Here is a 15,763-nt window from a genome sequence, read left to right as displayed (position 1 = left end):
GCACTGCTTCAGGCGGCCGATTGCGCGGCCAGGGGTTGCTTGCGCAACAACACGAGCGTCAACGCCCAGCCCGCTGCCAATAGCAGCGAGGACAAGGCGATAACTTGGGCGAACCCGTGGCCGAACTGGGCTGCATCGGTCACGTTGATCAACAGGCTGAAGATGGCCACTCCGATCAGGCCACCTACTTGACGCGAGGCATTGACGATGGCCGAGGCCACGCCGGACTTATCACTGCTGACGTGGTTGACAGCGGTGGCGGTCAAGGTGGGCACCGTGAGTGAAATACCGAAGCCGATCACAAACATTTGCACGGCGATGTTGACGTAAGGCGCGCCACCCACGAAGGGTGTCAGTGCAACCACGCCGAGCAACGCGATGGCCAGGCCCAGCGCCAGCAGGCGCCGTTCACCCAACTTGGGCAGCCAGCGGGCAGCCAGTTGATTGCCGAAAAACAGCACGCCGGTCATGGGGATAAAGGCCAGCCCGGTATTGATCACCGAGTAGTGATTTACCTGCTGTAAAAAAATGCTGAACACGAAAATCAGCCCGTAGAACACGAAGTTCACGATCACGCCCAGGATCGAGGCCAGGCTGAACGCCGCGTTGTTGAACACCGTGAGCGGCACCATCGGCCGGGCAGTGCGCGACTCGACCCACAAAAACCCGAGCAAGCCGCCGACAAAGCACACGGCATGCACCGCGACGCGAAGGTCGACGCCATTCTGGCGGCCCAACTCGATCACCGCGTAGGTCAAGTTGGCCAAGGTAAACAACGCCAGCAACTGCCCCCACAAATCGAACCCGCCTTTGTGGTTGGCCGGGATACGTGGCGCATTGACCAGGCACAGCACAATGCCGATCAGGCCAATGGGCAGGTTGATGAAAAAGATGCTGCGCCAGCCGAACACACCAATCAGCAAGCCGCCCACCACCGGGCCGGCGGCCAGCGCGATACCGGCAACGCCCGCCCACAAGGCAATGGCCTTGCTGCGTTCGGCGGGCACCTCAAAGGTAATTCGCACCAGCGCCAGGGAAGTAGGCACCAATAGTGCCGCGCCAATGCCTTGCAGCGCGCGAAAGCCGATCAGCGCAGGCAAGGTGTCCGCCAGGCCGCAGCCGAGCGAGGCCAAGGTAAAGACCGCATACCCCCACAAGAAGATTTTCTTGTGGCCAAACCGGTCACCCAACGCGCCGCCGGTCAGCAAAAACGAGGCAAACAACAGCGTGTAGGCGTTGACGATCCATTGCAGTTGCAGCACGTCGGTGGCGAACTCGGCCTTGAAACTTTCAAGGGCCACGTTGACTACGCTCACGTCGAGCAGCACCACCACAAAGCCAAGGCAGGTGGCGAACAGCGTCAGCTTCTTGTTACTGGAAGTATCCATCATCAATTCCTCAGGAGGTGTGGAGCGCAGCCGGCAGCGACTCCAGGGTCGCCTCGATCTGCGCCTTGAACGCCAGTGCCGTAGCGCGCTCGACTTTCAGCGAACTGAACGCCAGCGCCGCATGCCAGTTGCCATTGAATCTGCCCAGGTGCAGGACGAAGTCGTAGTTGCCGCCGGAGCGGTTAACCAAAGTTGAAAACCCGAGCACGGCCGGCGCGGGGTGAGTCAAGAAGCGGTCCAGCGGCCCGGTATTGGTAAAGGCCAGCGCGGGCCGCGGGCTGTCGGCCGCACTGGCCGAGGGTGCGCCCAGTTGCGCCCGGCCTTCGGCGACCGCCTGCGCATAGCGCTCAATACAGCCGAGCACGCCTGGGTTTTGGCGCGCAAACGTGGTTTTGCGCACATCGATCAGGCAGGCCTTGGTCAACGGATGGCCATGGCTGGCGGGTTCACGCAATGAATACGCGGTGAACAAGTCGAACGCCGGCACATCCGCGTAGCTGAGATAACTGTGCGCCAGCACCCCACCCCAAATGGTATTGGTGGTGAAGCCAGACGCCGCGCGCAGTTGATCCAGGCGTTCTGCGGCCTGGCTGCTGACCTGCAACTGGACAAAATCGGCGTAGCTGGCTTTACCGGTTTCAAGGGGTGACCCGCGCCAATGCTTCAGGCGGATATGGAACGCCTGCGACACCCGACTATCGTGACTCGCGGGCGTCGCGCCCAGGTAACCTGCCAGGCTGTTGACCAGCCTGGCAGTGCTGTAGCCGTCGGAGATCGCATGGTTACGCGTCAACAGAATATGGGTCTGGTTGATCTCGGAATCGGCAACCACTAACGCGCGCCAGCCCTCTTGATCCCCCAGCAAGCGGTTCAATTCAAGCTTGAGCAACACGTCGGTACGCCGCGACGGTGGCGTCGTGCTGGTCGACGACTGCACGTGATTTTCGACCGGCACGAACCCGTACTGGCCGTCACCGACAGGCACAATCTTCTGGTGCAGAAACGGGTACTCCGCCACCAACTGCGCGAACGCTTTGCGGGCCTGCACAGGGCTCACACACCCAGGCACCGTCAGCAACGAGGTCACCTGCGTGTTGCCGTTACGTTGCAAAAAGTTCTGGTGAAAGCGCTGTTCCGTTTCGTCGAGCAAGCGGTGCGATTGCATGGCTAGCCTCCCTGGCAGTGCCTATCGGTCGATGAACTGCATCATTCGCTGCTCGTAGCGCTCACCGGCAACCGCCCACTGCCCCAGCAAGGCCTCGATCGCCTGAAGCTGCTCATTGCTGAGCACGCAGTCGTCGGCAGCTACGTTTTCTTCCAGGTAGGCCACACGCTTGGTGCCGGGGATCACCGCCAAGTGCGGGCTGCGCGTCAGCAACCAGGCCAGCGCCAGTTGCGCGGGTGTCATCGACCAAGAGGCGGCCAGCGCCAGAATCGACTCGGTCAGGAAGGTATTGGCGGCGAAGTTTTCTTCGCGAAAGCGCGGGTCCTGCTGGCGGAAGTCATTGGCGTCGTAGTGCATGGCGCTGACGGCCTTGCCGGTCAAAAACCCACGGCCCAAGGGGCAGAATGCGACGTAGCCGATCCCCAGGTTGTGCAGCAGCGGCAAGATTTCTTGCTCGACATTGCGCTCCCACAACGAGTACTCGCCCTGGACCACGGATATCGGGTGGGTTTTATGGGCGCGCTCGATCGTGCTTGTCCCCACCTCACACAAGCCCAGGTAGTTGACCTTGCCTTGCTCAACCAGACGCCCCATCGCGCCTACCACCTCTTCGATGGGAATAGTGGGATCAAGCCGGTGCTGATACAGCACATCGATGTGGTCCGTGCCCAGCCGTTTGAGGGAGGCCTCGACAACCTTTTGCAGATTGCCCTGGGAGCTGTCGACGCCAATGATCTGACCGTCGACGATGCGGAAACCAAACTTGGTGGCGATCACCACTTCTTCACGCCGACCGGCAAACGCACGCTGCAACAGTCGCTCGTTGGTAAACGGCCCATACGCCTCGGCCGAATCGAAGAAGTCCACACCCAGCTCCAGCGCGCGGTGCAGGGTGCGCACCGATTCATTGTCATCCGTCGCGCCATACCACTGGCTCATGCCCATGCAGCCAAGGCCAATGCGGCCAACACGCAGCCCTTGAGTACCCAACATGATCCTGGAAACCATGGAATCGCCCTCCTTGTGATACTGATCGTTCTACATAATTTTCAAATTATCGCTTCTCCGTCAACACAAAATTTCAATAAATAAAATTTAATTTTTGGCTCAACGTCGAAAGCACACCCCGAAAAATCACCTAAAAATCTCTAAATAACAAATAGTTGGTCACTAAAATAAACGTTTCATTAATCTCGTCATACAAACCAAATGATTGGATCCAATAACAAGAAACATATTGACACATAAATTTCGAGAGACTAAACACTCCAAACAGAGACATACCAGTCTCTCTTTCCTTTCACGTGATCGAGGACGAACGCATGGGCAAGATGGACTCTTGGATCGGCCATTGGGAACGCAGGGTGCCGACCTTCAAAGCTGAATGCGCCCAAGCGCAAGCGAACTATTTGGAAAGGCTCGACAAACCCCTCAGGACGCAGGAGCACGTGCTTGAGGACATCATTTCGGTGTGCCAGAAATCACTGTTCTGGAAGGAAAACGGCTTTCAGGTCAGCCACTGCAACGGCCGCATCACCCGCACCAACATCCCGGTCATGACCTACGAAGGGTTCCGCGAAATCCTGGTGCGTGAAGGCCAGCAAAAAGGCGGGATACTCAGCTGCAGCCCGGTGGTGCGCTGGCTCAAGACCAGCGGCACCACCGGCCAGTCCAAACGAATTCCTTACACGTTGCACTGGATCCGCCAGTACCGGGTGCCCGCCATCCAGGCCATGTGGGGCTTCTTTGGCCATGACTACCCGGCGCTGCATGCAAACCCCTGGGCCACGCTGGACACCCAGACCGTGCGTGACCCGAGTAACGAGTACGTGGAAGGCCTGCCCTACCAGGCCATCAGCAACCGCCACCCGCAAATCGGCAGCGGCGACTGGAACCCACCCTGGTATGAAGCCCCGTGGTTCACGCCGACCCAAGATGCCAGCCATGAGCAGAAGATGTACGCGCGGCTGCTGTGGACCTTGGGCGAAGACGTAAGACTGCTCACCGCCATCAACCCTAGCACCTTACTTTCCCTGCACCACAGCCTGCTGGAAAACCGCGAGCGTCTGCTGCGTGACCTGCATGACGGCGCCCATACCGGCAACCTCTTGCGCGCAGCCGACCCGGCTGCCGCGCGACGGCTGGAGGCTGTGCTCGCCGCTGACGGGGTGTCGCTGACCGATGTATGGCCGGGGCTTGAGCGCTTCAGTTGCTGGACGGCAGCATCGGCCAAACTCTACAAGCCTCAGCTGGAACGGATCATGGGACAGGCCAAGGTGCTGCCCTTCATGTCGTGCGGTACCGAAGGCGTGGTGACCCTACCGGTGGACGCTGACCAGGACAGCCAGCCGCTGGCGGTGGATCAGGCGTTCTTCGAGTTCATCCCCGTGTCGGTGGACATGGATGCGCTGGTACGCGACCAGGTACAACCGGAAACCGTTGCCCTGGACCAACTCAAAGAAGGCGACGAATACCACCTGGTCATGTGGCAGGGCAACGGCATGGTCCGCATGTACACCGGCGATATCTACCGCGTGCACGGCTACTACCGTGGCGTACCGCGCATCAGTTTCAGCCGGCGCAACGGCGTCATGCACTCCTTTACCGGCGAAAAAATTACCGAGACCCAGCTGCACGAAGCCGTGCAGATGTGCGGCATTCCCAATGCCGGGCTATACCTGTGCGCCCCGGTCTGGCACGAAACGCCTTACTACGCTGTCGCCATCGAGGCCAGCGGCACGTCGTGCGCCGAGTCGCAGACCCTCAGCCAGCTGCTCGACGGGCACTTGCAGGCGATCAATATCGAGTACGAGTCCAAGCGCTCCAGCAAGCGCCTGGGGCAAATCAAGGTCATCACGGTGCCTTGCAACGCGATCTCCATGGCCATCGAGCGCGAGAAGGCCGCGAGAAAAACCCTGCAGATCAAATACAAGCCCTTCCAACCGGACCTGTCCCTGCTGGGCATCCAGCACTTCTGACTTTGAGAGGCACTCATGAATATGCACTTGTTTGCACACAGCATTGCGCGTGAAGTCCACCACTTGGCTCAGGCAGATCGGCGCATGGCCCTGCACGCCTGGCGTCCGCAGCGGCCGCAAGGCGCCATTTTGTATTTTCATGGCCTGCAAAGCCACGCTGGCTGGCTGTGGTCGGTGGGCAACGCCTTCGCCAACCTGGGCATCGCGTTTTACGCCCTCGACCGCGAAGGGTGCGGCATCAGTAGCGGCCAGAAACATGGCTTCCCGGATGTGCGCACGCTGCAAGAAGATGCGGCGGCGGCCATCGAGCACATTCGCCGTGAAGTGCCCGACGACATTCCGCTGTGCCTGTTCGGCCACTGCCTGGGCGGGTCGGTGCTGGCCGCCATCGCAAGCAGCACTTACCCGCAATTACCCTATGACAATCTGGTCATCTGCTCGGCGTGGCTGGGCAAGATGCACGACCGGCTGAGTGAGCAGGAGCGCGCCAGTATCGACCTGGACGACCGGCAGAGCCTGTGGGATTCGGGGCTCGACGCCGAAGACTTCACCGCCAACCCGCACCTGGTCGAATTTATCCGTAACGATGCACTGGCGACCACTCACCTGCAGCATCGCGAACGCAAGAAATTGCTGGCCCTGGAGAAGGTTTACCTGGCGGCCGACGCCCGTCCTATCGACGCACCCAGCCTGTTTATCTGCGCCAATAAAGATCCGCTGGTAGACGTAAATGCCACGGTGGGCCACTTCCAGCGCCTGTGCCGCAACGGCTCGACCCTGCTGGTGAATCAAGACAAGCACTACCTGTTTTTTACCCCGGCCATGGGGCAGGTCGTGCAGTTCACCGCCGACTTCGTCAAAGCCAACGGACGCTACGCCTATGACGCCGCCTGAGGTCTACCTCGTGCGCCAGCCCATGGCCAATCCGTTCGTGCATGGCGCCCACCGACGCCTCACTTCAGACAGCGTGGTGCTCAGTTGGACGCTCGGTGCCTTTACCGGGATCGGTGAATGCGCGCCGCGCCGCTACGTAACCGGCGAAGACTGCGAGTCGGTGCTGACCCAACTGCGCAGCCTTGACTTCGCGTACTTGGCAAAAGCATTGGCCAGCGGCGATCCGGTCGACCGAGGCCGCGCGCTTTATGAGCACGGCCTGCCCGGCGAGATCGATGCAAGCCTGGGCAACAATACCCGCTGCCTGGTAGAAATGGCACTGCTCGACACCCTGGCGCAACAGGCCGGCCTGCCCTTGTCCGCCTTCCTGCTGCGCATCAGCGAGGCGCCCCCGACGGCGCGCCGCGCGCTGCCCGACCAGGTCAACATCACCCAGGTGCTCGACCTGTCGCAACCGGTGCACGCGTTCCTCGAACAGCGCAAACCATTGCGCTCGCTCAAGCTCAAACTGGCCAGCGATGCCCGGGCCAATCAACAGCGCCTGGACAGCATCAGGGCGCTGGCGCCGAGCCTGGCGTTGTATGTCGACCCGAACATGAGCTGGTCACCCACGCAACTTCACAGCAGCGCCCGGCAGTTTGGCGAGCTCGGCGTGGCGTTATTCGAGGAGCCTTTGCCGCGCGGCAGCCTGGAGGATTACCGCCAGGCGCGCCTCAAGCATGGCGTGCCGATCATGCTCGACGAGTCGGTCACCTCGCCCCTGAGCCTGGAGCGCGCCTGGCAACACCAGGCGCTGGATGCGGTGAACCTGCGGATTGCCAAATGCGGTGGCTTGCTCAGCAGCGCAAAAATGGTCGAGCAATGCCGCAGCTGGGGCTTGCCGGTTTACCTGGGTGTGCAGGTCGCTGAAGTCGGCCCGCTGATTGCCGCCCACCGCGCACTGCTGGTGGCCTTCGACGGTTTTATCGGCGTGGAGGCCGGCCAGCACGACCGCTTTTTCGACGACCACCTGCTCGAACCCATGCCGGCGATAGACCGGCAACACAACGCCATTCACTTGCCAGCTCAAATGCAACCAGGCCTTGGCGGGCGGCTGACCGCCCACGTACAGCCCTACCGCTGCGCCATCGGCGCAGACCAACACACCTATTTACCCCACCACATGGAGCGTGCGCGATGAAGTATTTTTCCGATTTGCTTGTGGATCTGTTGATCAACCAGGGCATCGAGTACGTCTGCTTCAACCCCGGCGCATCATTTCGCGGCATTCATGACTCGCTGGTGCATCACCCCGACCCTGCCGTGCCAGCCATCCTGATGTGCTGCCATGAAGAAATCTCGGTGGCCATGGCCCACGGTTATTACAAGGCCAGCGGCAAACACATGGCGGTATTGGTGCACGCCAATATCGGCCTGCAGCACGCGAGCATGGCCATCTTCAACGCCTGGTGCGACCGCGTACCGTTGCTGGTATTGGGCGGCAATGGCCCGATCGATGCGGCCCTGCGTCGCCCGTGGATCGACTGGATTCACACATCCCAGAGCATCGATAAAATCCTCTCGGGCTACACCAAATGGACGGACATGCCCGTGTCCCAGGCCGCCACCCTGGAGTCGGTGCAACGCGCGCTCAAACTCTGCGCCGCCGAGCCCCATGCACCGTGTTATGTCGCCATCGACAGTGCGGTTCAGGAAGAGTCATTGGCCGACGGGCTCTCGCTGCCCGCCGGGCCGGTGCGTCCGGAACGCTTGCCGGCGCTGGACGATCAGCAACTGGCCGAACTGGTCACCCAGTTGATGAACGCGCGGCACCCCATCATCGCCATCGACTACGCCGCACTCGACGATAAGCAGGCCGAACAGCTGCTGGGCATCGCCAGCCTCACTGGCGCCGCAGTGATTTCACGCAATGGCCGGTATAACGTGCCCAATACCCACCCTCTGGTCTTCCAGGACCATGATGCGCACCTGCTGGGCGAATGCGACTTTCTGTTGGCCCTGGAAGTCCAGGACCTGTATGGCCTGCTGGCCAACTCCGGGCAGAAACCCCACCCAGGTTTGTACATCGCCACCCTGAGCACCCACTCGCTGCTCATCAGCAGTTGGGTGGCCGACAGCCAGAAACTGGTGTGCGCCGACCTGGCCCTGCACGCCAACGTGGTCGCCTCCATCGCACGTATTGCCGAGGCGGTGCAGGCATCCGCTCAACAGCGCGATAGCACGGCACAGGCCTTGGTCAATGAGCGCATCGCGCGTATTACGGCGCACAAGCAGGTGCGCCGCCAAGCGTTGCTTGCGCAGGTCACCCAACCTGCCGATGGCCTGACCATCGCCCAGGCGCTGATCGCGATCCATGAGGCCATCGGCCATCAGCGTTGGGTACTCACCAACACTGGCAGCGTGACCATCGACACCCTGGTGCGCCAGCTCTGGCCGATCGAACGTAGCGAGGCTTACATCGGCATGAGCGGCGGCGCCGGGCTGGGTTATGGCCTGGGTGCAGCCATCGGCGCGGCCGTTGCCCACAAAGGCACTGGCCGGCTGAGCGTCAACCTGCAATCCGATGGCGACTTGCTCTATACCCCGAGCGCCCTGTGGACCTTGTCGGCCTACGACATTCCCTTGCTGGTGCTGGTGATCAATAACCGCCTTTACCTCAATTCCAAGCAACACGCCGAACGCATTGCCGACCTGCGCCAGCGGCCCAGCGACCTGTCCAACCTGGGCACCAGCTTCCTTGAAAACGAAGTGGATTTTGTCGCCCTGGCGAAAACCTTCGACCTCTATAGCCCCGGCAGCGCCGACACCCCAGCGGCGATTCAAGAAAAGATCGCCGACTGCCTGGCCTATATGGAAACCCACGGAAAACCCGCCCTGCTTGAAATCAAGACCCTCTAGGAGCTTGCCCATGTCGATCATTTTTGAATGCATGCGGGACGGCCAGCGCTATGTCACCAGCCCCAGCACCAGCGGGCAGTACAGTCTCTACCCGGTCTCCAACCTTTATGCGTTGTTGCGCGACACATCGGCGCATGAATTCCCCGGTGGGCCACTGGCGTATCTGCGCGAACACTCGCCAGCGCCGTTGACGGTTACCGACCTCGCAGGCTTTGAGTTACTGCCATGCCTGCTGCCGCCTGACCCGCGCCAGGGCGTGGTGTGCGGCTTTGGCTTGACCCACCAGAGCAAAGTCGCGCAGCCACCGGAAAGCGACGAGCGCCCGGCCTTTTTTATCAAGGGCTTTGCCGACACGCTCAAGCGCAGCGGCGACGTGCTGCGCATGAGTCGCGGCGCGCTGTCGGCGTGTGAGGAGGCGGAAGTGGTGGCGCTGTTTCTGGTGGCCGACAACGGCCGCCCGGACTACATCGGCTACACCTTCGGCAACGACCTTACCGATATCACCCTGGCCAAATCCAAACGCAACTACTTGGCCTACGCCAAGCTGCAGCCCAGTGCCATTTCCCACCTGCTGTACTGGCAGCCTCTGCCCGACCTGATCAGGGGCACAACCTCCATCTACCGCGCGGGCGACCTGCACTGGGAACAGCGTTTCAGCACCGGCCTTTCCTGCCTGTGTTATGACGCCGATGACCTGTTCGACACCCTGTGGCAGCACCCATCACTGCGTCTGCCCGGCACGCTGATCTACCTCTATATGGGCGCCGATCGCAACAGTGCGGACGCCGGTATCCACCTTAGCCACGGCGATACCGTGGTGTGCGAGTTCGACAGCGGCCCGCGCCTGAGCAACTTGATCGAATGGGAGAACCTCCATGTATAAGCGTATCGTTTTGCTCAAAAGCCCTGACGCCCCGGCCGTCTCGGCGTTGCTACAGGAACTGCACGGCTTTCCTGGCCGTGTGCCCGGCCTGGTCGCGGTGGAGGTGATTGCCGACAGCGGCGACCGTTCGCTGGGTTACGACCAGGGCTTTATCCTCACGTTTTCCGACGAGTCCGTGCTCCCCAGCTGGCGAGAACACCCATTGCACGCAGGCTTTCGCCCCCGCTTGCGTGCGTTGTGCCAGATGTTGATTTTCGACTACCCGCTCCCAAGCCCTTTGCCACAGGAGGAAGACCGCCATGCCTACGCTTGAGCCTACCACCCAGGTCCTGGTCATCGGCGGCTCCGCCGGTATCGGCTTTGCCATCGCCAAACTGTTCCACCAGCAAGGTGCCACGGTCACACTGGCGGGGCGCAGTGCAGCGCGGCTAAGCCAGGCGGCGCACGACATCGGCGCCGATGTTGCCACCGTGCCACTGGATGTCACGCAGCCGGCCGAACTGGAGCGCTTTTTTGCCCGGCCCACGCGCTGGACGCACATCATTGTCACCGCCGCCTCGCTGACGTTCGGGCCGGTGCGCAGCGTTGCGCTGGAGGATGCGCAGCGCATCTTCGACAGCAAGTTCTGGGCGGCGTACCACATTGCCAGGCTGGCACCTTTCGACGAGGACGGCTCGCTGACCCTGGTTTCGGGGCGTTTTGCCCAGCGGGCCGGGCCACAGACAGCACTGATCAGCGCGGTCAACGCCGGTGTCGAAGGCTTTGCCCGAGGGCTGGCCAGCGAACTCTCGCCGGTGCGCGTCAATGTGCTGTCCCCGGGGTTTGTCGACACTGGCATGCACCCCGATGCACTGGTACAGAAAATGCGCCAACGCAGCCAATCACTTCCTGTCAAACGCATAGCACGGCCTGAAGACATCGCCTCGGCGGCCCTGTTGCTGGCCACCAACCCGATGATCAGCGGCACTGTACTGGCCGTAGACGGCGGGGATACCGTGAGTTTTACGTAAGTTTTTGCGACATATGGGCGAAACACCGAATCGAGACTGAGATAGACTGGTCTATATCATAATGTTACGGTTTTCGCCCATCCCAACTACTTGAACCTGGAGTTCCGAGTTGTCCGTATCGAAGAAGCAGCATGTCGTCGACACTGCTACCAGCCTGTTTTCCCAGCATGGTTTCCACCCCGTAGGGGTCGACTGGATCATCGAAGCGTCGGGCGTCGCCAGAATGACGATGTACCGTAATTTCAACGGTAAGGAAGACCTCGTCAAAACCGTATTGACGCAACGCTCGTCACATCTGATCGAGCAATTGAAGACGCGTATGGATGAAAAGCCCAGCCTGGAAGAAAAGATCATTTCGATCTTCGATTGGCGTGGCCAGTGGTTCTGTTCCACCAGTTTCGCCGGCTGCCTGTTCGGCCGCGCAGTCGCCGAGTACCCGGAGCACTCCGACATCCGGGAGATCGCCCTCGACTACAAGCACAAACTGCATGCGCTTGTAGAGCACGAATTAGCACGCCATCACACCCCCGATACGGCGAAGACCCTCGCGACCTACATCATGATGCTGCTCGACGGGGCCACGGTGAATGCCCAGGCCTTCAGCAAAAGCCACTTTGCCGGCGATGCTTGCGATGCGGCGCTGATGTTGCTTCGATTTAACATGGGCAAACAGATTCGCTGAGCGTTTTAGCGGTGTGCAGCGATGTCTGAGGCGCGCCTGCCGGGCTAACTAACGGCCAGCAGCTTCAATTCGATGTCACTGGGATCGGTCCTGGTCCTGTGGGCTTGGTCGGCAAAAAAACCACCTGGTCCGGCATCCTTTTATCAGGCACGGCTTCAGGAGAGCTTCCCGTGCTCACTGCCTCTGAAATCACTTTAATTGAAGCGAAAAAAAGCCCGCTTTCAGCGGGCTCTCTTTGGAATGGTCGGCTAATCGGTAAGGTTTAGCCGAACCATCTATTTGTAAAAAACGCAGTTAAACTCTGAACCTACACCTGATCAGAAGTCCAGGTTGGACACCGCCAGGGCATTGCTCTCGATGAAGTCACGACGAGGCTCGACCGCATCACCCATCAGGGTGTTGAAGATCTGATCCGCGCCAATGGCGTCTTCGATGGTCACACGCAGCATGCGACGCTGAGCTGGGTCCATGGTGGTTTCCCACAGCTGATCCGGGTTCATTTCGCCCAGACCTTTGTATCGCTGAATGGTGTGGCGCTTGGTGCTTTCAGCCATCAACCAGTCCAGGGCTTCCTTGAACTCTTTGACCGCTTTCTTGCGCTCGCCACGCTGGATGTAAGCACCGTCGTCCAGCAGGGTGCTCAGTTGCGCGCCAAGGGTAACAACCGTCTTGTAGTCGTTGCTGCCGAAGAAGTCGCGGTTGAAGGTGACGTAGTTCGACAGGCCGTGGGAGATCAGTTCGACCTCTGGCAGCCAGACATTACGTTCACGGTCTTCACGCAGGCTGGCTTTGTAAACCAGGCCGGACTTTTCAACGGTACGCAGACGGACTTCATACTGGGCCAGCCAATTCTGCATATGAGCGTGATCGCCCAACTGCTCGAGGCTGACGGCAGGCAGATAGATGAAGTGCTCGGTCAGCTCCTGAGGGTACAGGCGCGACAAACGCTTGAGGGTCTTCATCACCATGCGGAAATCGTTTACCAGGCGCTCCAACGCTTCACCGGAGATGCCCGGGGCTTCGTCGTTCAAGTGCAGGCTCGCATCTTCCAGGGCCGACTGCGTCATGTACTCTTCCATGGCATCGTCGTCTTTGATGTATTGCTCTTGCTTGCCCTTTTTCACTTTGTACAGCGGCGGCTGGGCGATGTAGATGTAGCCACGCTCGATCAACTCCGGCAACTGACGGAAGAAGAACGTCAGCAGCAGGGTACGGATGTGCGAACCGTCGACGTCAGCATCGGTCATGATGATGATGTTGTGGTAGCGCAACTTGTCGATGTTGTACTCGTCGCGGCCGATGCCACAGCCCAAGGCGGTGATCAAGGTGCCGACTTCCTGCGAGGAAATCATCTTGTCGAAACGTGCCTTCTCGACGTTGAGGATCTTACCCTTCAACGGCAGGATGGCCTGGGTACGACGGTTACGACCCTGCTTGGCGGAACCGCCAGCAGAGTCACCTTCCACCAGGTACAGTTCGGAGAGGGCAGGGTCTTTCTCCTGGCAGTCAGCCAGTTTGCCCGGCAGGCCAGCGATATCCAGCGCACCTTTACGACGGGTCATCTCACGGGCTTTACGCGCCGCTTCACGAGCCCGCGCCGCGTCGATCATCTTGCCGACAACCAGTTTGGCTTCGTTCGGGTTTTCCAGCAGGAAGTCGGAGAAGTACTTGCCCATTTCCTGTTCAACGGCGGTCTTCACTTCGGAAGACACCAGCTTGTCCTTGGTCTGGGAGCTGAACTTCGGATCCGGAACCTTGACCGAAATAATCGCGGTCAGGCCTTCACGGGCATCGTCACCGGTGGTGGCGACTTTATGCTTCTTCGCCAGGCCTTCCGCTTCGATATAGGTGTTCAGGTTACGCGTCAGTGCAGAACGGAAACCCACCAGGTGAGTACCGCCATCGCGCTGAGGAATGTTGTTGGTGAAGCACAACAGGTTCTCGTTGAAGCTGTCGTTCCACTGCAGGGCGATTTCCACGCCGATGCCGTCTTCACGCTGGATGTTGAAGTGGAACACCTGGTTGACCGCAGTCTTGTTGGTGTTCAAGTACTCAACGAATGCACGCAGGCCACCTTCGTACTTGAACAGCTCTTCCTTGCCGCTGCGCTCGTCCTTGAGGACGATACCCACACCGGAGTTGAGGAAGGACAGTTCACGAATTCGCTTGGCGAGGATGTCCCAGCTGAAGTGAATGTTCTTGAAGGTTTCGTCGGAAGGACGGAAATGAATCTGGGTACCGGTGGTTTCGCTTTCGCCGACGATCTTCATCGGTTCTTGCGGAACGCCGTGAACGTAGGTCTGTTCCCAGATCTTGCCGCTGCGACGCACGGTCAGCACCAGCAGTTCGGAGAGGGCGTTCACCACGGAAACACCTACACCGTGCAAACCGCCGGATACTTTGTAGGAGTTGTCGTCGAACTTACCGCCGGCGTGGAGCACGGTCATGATGACCTCTGCCGCCGAAACGCCTTCTTCTTTATGCACATCTACCGGGATACCGCGACCGTTGTCGCGCACGGTGATGGATTCGTCCGGATGGATGATGATGCTGATGTCGTCGCAGTGACCGGCCAAAGCTTCGTCGATCGAGTTATCGACCACCTCGAACACCATGTGGTGCAGACCGCTGCCATCATCGGTATCACCGATGTACATACCGGGACGTTTGCGTACGGCATCCAAACCTTTAAGCACTTTAATGCTGGTCGAGTCGTACGTATTCGTATTTTCTTCGCTCATGCCTTCACTCCCGATGGTCGTGGGTCTGGGTGATACGGCCTTGTTCCACGTGGAACAAAGCGACTGGCGTTTCCGTCTGCCAGCCTTCCCTCAATAATTCGTGGTCTACACAGGTGATAAACACCTGGCAGCGTAAGTCTTCCAACAAGCGGCATAACGCGCGGCGGTGCTGCTCGTCCAGTTCGGACGGCAAGTCATCCACCAGATAAATACATTGCCCGCGCCGGGCCTGGCTAACCAGATGCCCCTGGGCGATACGCAGGGCACAGACCACCAACTTCTGCTGACCGCGGGACAAGATGTCCGCAGCATTATGTGCGCCTAATCTAAGGCGCAAATCAGCCCGTTGTGGTCCGGCCTGGGTGTGACCAATTTGCTGATCCCGTTGTAAGGACGTCGCGAGCACTGCACTCAGTTCCCGATCTTTGTCCCAACCACGGTAGTAGCTCAACGTCAGCCCCTCGAGTTCAAGCAACTCGCTCAAGGTCTGTTCAAAGACTGGTTTCAAGGCTTTGATATAGGCGCGGCGGTATTCATCTATTTCAGCGCTGGCCAGGCACAGTTCCCGGTCCCAGGCCGCTTGCGAAGCGGCGTCAAGTGTACCATGCCGCAGCCATGAGTTCCGCTGCCGCAGGGCCTTCTGCAGGCGCTGCCAAGTGGCCATGAAACGCGGTTCCACGTGGAACACTCCCCAATCGAGGAATTGCCTGCGGATTTTTGGCGCGCCTTCCAGCAAGCGGAAGCTGTCCGGGTTGATCAATTGCAGCGGCAGGATTTCCGCCAGTTGCGCGGCACTGCGAGCATTCTGCCCGTCGATGCGTATTTGAAACTCCCCCTGACGATCACGAGAAATCCCCAAGCTGCTATGACCGCCTTCCGCCAATTCGACTTGGCCAAATACCGTGCACGCCAGTTGCTCGTACTGAATCACCGGTAACAAGCGGGCACTGCGAAAGGAACGGGCTAGCCCTAGCAGGTGAATGGCTTCCAGCACGCTGGTTTTGCCACTGCCGTTGGCGCCGTGCAGGATATTGATGCGAGGGGAAGGGGAGAAGGTCACCGGGTGCAAATTGCGCACCGCGGTGACCGAGACGCGACTGAGGGACATCTAGCTTCTGCTGAAC

Annotated in this window: 13 protein-coding genes; 8 read left to right on the top strand and 5 right to left on the bottom strand. The window is 59.9% G+C overall.

Features of this window, described 5'->3' with window-relative positions; all coding sequences use genetic code 11:
- Positions 1–8: 8 nt before the first annotated feature.
- Genes D109_RS0116860 through D109_RS0116850 form a run of 3 tightly spaced genes read right to left on the bottom strand, consistent with a single transcriptional unit; the run spans position 9 to position 3,561 of the window.
- Positions 9–1,388: an MFS transporter gene (locus D109_RS0116860; protein WP_017477913.1), complete on the bottom strand. Its 1,380-nt coding sequence runs from the start codon at positions 1,386–1,388 to the stop codon at positions 9–11.
- A gap of 10 nt (positions 1,389–1,398) precedes the next feature.
- Entirely contained in the window at positions 1,399–2,553 is a 1,155-nt protein-coding gene (locus D109_RS0116855) for a hypothetical protein (protein WP_017477912.1), read from the bottom strand.
- A 21-nt stretch (positions 2,554–2,574) separates the two neighbouring features.
- Positions 2,575–3,561: an aldo/keto reductase gene (locus D109_RS0116850; RefSeq protein WP_017477911.1), complete on the bottom strand. Its 987-nt coding sequence runs from the start codon at positions 3,559–3,561 to the stop codon at positions 2,575–2,577.
- Between the two features lie 314 nt (positions 3,562–3,875).
- Here D109_RS0116850 and D109_RS0116845 point away from each other — a divergent pair, with 314 nt between their 5' ends.
- From D109_RS0116845 to D109_RS0116810, 8 genes are all read left to right on the top strand, one after another.
- The gene (locus D109_RS0116845; protein WP_017477910.1) at positions 3,876–5,531 is read left to right on the top strand and encodes a GH3 auxin-responsive promoter family protein; all 1,656 of its coding nucleotides are present in this window, start codon (positions 3,876–3,878) and stop codon (positions 5,529–5,531) included.
- 15 nt (positions 5,532–5,546) lie between these two features.
- On the top strand, positions 5,547–6,425 hold the full coding sequence (locus D109_RS0116840) for an alpha/beta hydrolase (protein ID WP_017477909.1): 879 nt from the start codon (positions 5,547–5,549) through the stop codon (positions 6,423–6,425).
- The gene (locus tag D109_RS0116835; protein WP_017477908.1) at positions 6,412–7,605 is read left to right on the top strand and encodes an enolase C-terminal domain-like protein; all 1,194 of its coding nucleotides are present in this window, start codon (positions 6,412–6,414) and stop codon (positions 7,603–7,605) included. Before D109_RS0116840 ends, D109_RS0116835 begins: the two co-directional genes overlap by 14 nt.
- Positions 7,602–9,323, top strand: coding sequence for a thiamine pyrophosphate-binding protein (locus D109_RS0116830; RefSeq protein ID WP_017477907.1), 1,722 nt, complete (start codon positions 7,602–7,604; stop codon positions 9,321–9,323). The genes D109_RS0116835 and D109_RS0116830 overlap by 4 nt, the downstream gene beginning before the upstream one ends.
- A gap of 10 nt (positions 9,324–9,333) precedes the next feature.
- A complete protein-coding gene (locus tag D109_RS0116825) occupies positions 9,334–10,206 on the top strand; it encodes a sugar transporter (RefSeq protein WP_017477906.1) in 873 nt (290 codons plus the stop codon).
- On the top strand, positions 10,199–10,519 hold the full coding sequence (locus D109_RS0116820; RefSeq protein WP_017477905.1) for a Dabb family protein: 321 nt from the start codon (positions 10,199–10,201) through the stop codon (positions 10,517–10,519). Before D109_RS0116825 ends, D109_RS0116820 begins: the two co-directional genes overlap by 8 nt.
- Positions 10,506–11,216, top strand: a complete 711-nt coding sequence (locus tag D109_RS0116815) for an SDR family oxidoreductase (protein WP_017477904.1) — start codon at positions 10,506–10,508, stop codon at positions 11,214–11,216. Before D109_RS0116820 ends, D109_RS0116815 begins: the two co-directional genes overlap by 14 nt.
- Positions 11,217–11,325: 109 nt before the next feature.
- Complete coding sequence (locus D109_RS0116810; RefSeq protein WP_017477903.1) at positions 11,326–11,898, top strand: TetR/AcrR family transcriptional regulator; 573 nt, start codon at positions 11,326–11,328, stop codon at positions 11,896–11,898.
- Positions 11,899–12,215: 317 nt separating this feature from the next.
- Here the strand turns inward: D109_RS0116810 and gyrB are convergent, their stop codons facing one another.
- The gene (gyrB, locus tag D109_RS0116805) at positions 12,216–14,639 is read right to left on the bottom strand and encodes a DNA topoisomerase (ATP-hydrolyzing) subunit B (RefSeq protein ID WP_017477902.1); all 2,424 of its coding nucleotides are present in this window, start codon (positions 14,637–14,639) and stop codon (positions 12,216–12,218) included.
- 4 nt (positions 14,640–14,643) lie between these two features.
- Complete coding sequence (recF, locus tag D109_RS0116800) at positions 14,644–15,747, bottom strand: DNA replication/repair protein RecF (RefSeq protein WP_003213585.1); 1,104 nt, start codon at positions 15,745–15,747, stop codon at positions 14,644–14,646.
- Between the last annotated feature and the right edge of the window lie 16 nt (positions 15,748–15,763).

Origin of the sequence: Pseudomonas sp. PAMC 26793 (assembly GCF_000313235.1) — a bacterium.
In the GTDB taxonomy this organism is placed as follows: Bacteria; Pseudomonadota; Gammaproteobacteria; order Pseudomonadales; family Pseudomonadaceae; genus Aquipseudomonas; species Aquipseudomonas yamanorum.
The sequence above is the reverse complement of the archived record's forward strand: the minus strand, read 5'-3'. Positions and strand labels throughout refer to the sequence as shown.

Coding starts and splice junctions, on each gene's coding strand:
- D109_RS0116830 (WP_017477907.1), top strand. CDS start 7,602: ATGAAGTATTTTTCCGATTTGCTTGTGGATCTGTTGATCAACCAGGGC.
- D109_RS0116855 (WP_017477912.1), bottom strand. CDS start 2,553: ATGCAATCGCACCGCTTGCTCGACGAAACGGAACAGCGCTTTCACCAG.
- recF (WP_003213585.1), bottom strand. CDS start 15,747: ATGTCCCTCAGTCGCGTCTCGGTCACCGCGGTGCGCAATTTGCACCCG.
- D109_RS0116825 (WP_017477906.1), top strand. CDS start 9,334: ATGTCGATCATTTTTGAATGCATGCGGGACGGCCAGCGCTATGTCACC.
- D109_RS0116860 (WP_017477913.1), bottom strand. CDS start 1,388: ATGGATACTTCCAGTAACAAGAAGCTGACGCTGTTCGCCACCTGCCTT.
- D109_RS0116850 (WP_017477911.1), bottom strand. CDS start 3,561: ATGGTTTCCAGGATCATGTTGGGTACTCAAGGGCTGCGTGTTGGCCGC.
- D109_RS0116815 (WP_017477904.1), top strand. CDS start 10,506: ATGCCTACGCTTGAGCCTACCACCCAGGTCCTGGTCATCGGCGGCTCC.
- D109_RS0116840 (WP_017477909.1), top strand. CDS start 5,547: ATGAATATGCACTTGTTTGCACACAGCATTGCGCGTGAAGTCCACCAC.
- D109_RS0116820 (WP_017477905.1), top strand. CDS start 10,199: ATGTATAAGCGTATCGTTTTGCTCAAAAGCCCTGACGCCCCGGCCGTC.
- D109_RS0116845 (WP_017477910.1), top strand. CDS start 3,876: ATGGGCAAGATGGACTCTTGGATCGGCCATTGGGAACGCAGGGTGCCG.
- D109_RS0116835 (WP_017477908.1), top strand. CDS start 6,412: ATGACGCCGCCTGAGGTCTACCTCGTGCGCCAGCCCATGGCCAATCCG.
- gyrB (WP_017477902.1), bottom strand. CDS start 14,639: ATGAGCGAAGAAAATACGAATACGTACGACTCGACCAGCATTAAAGTG.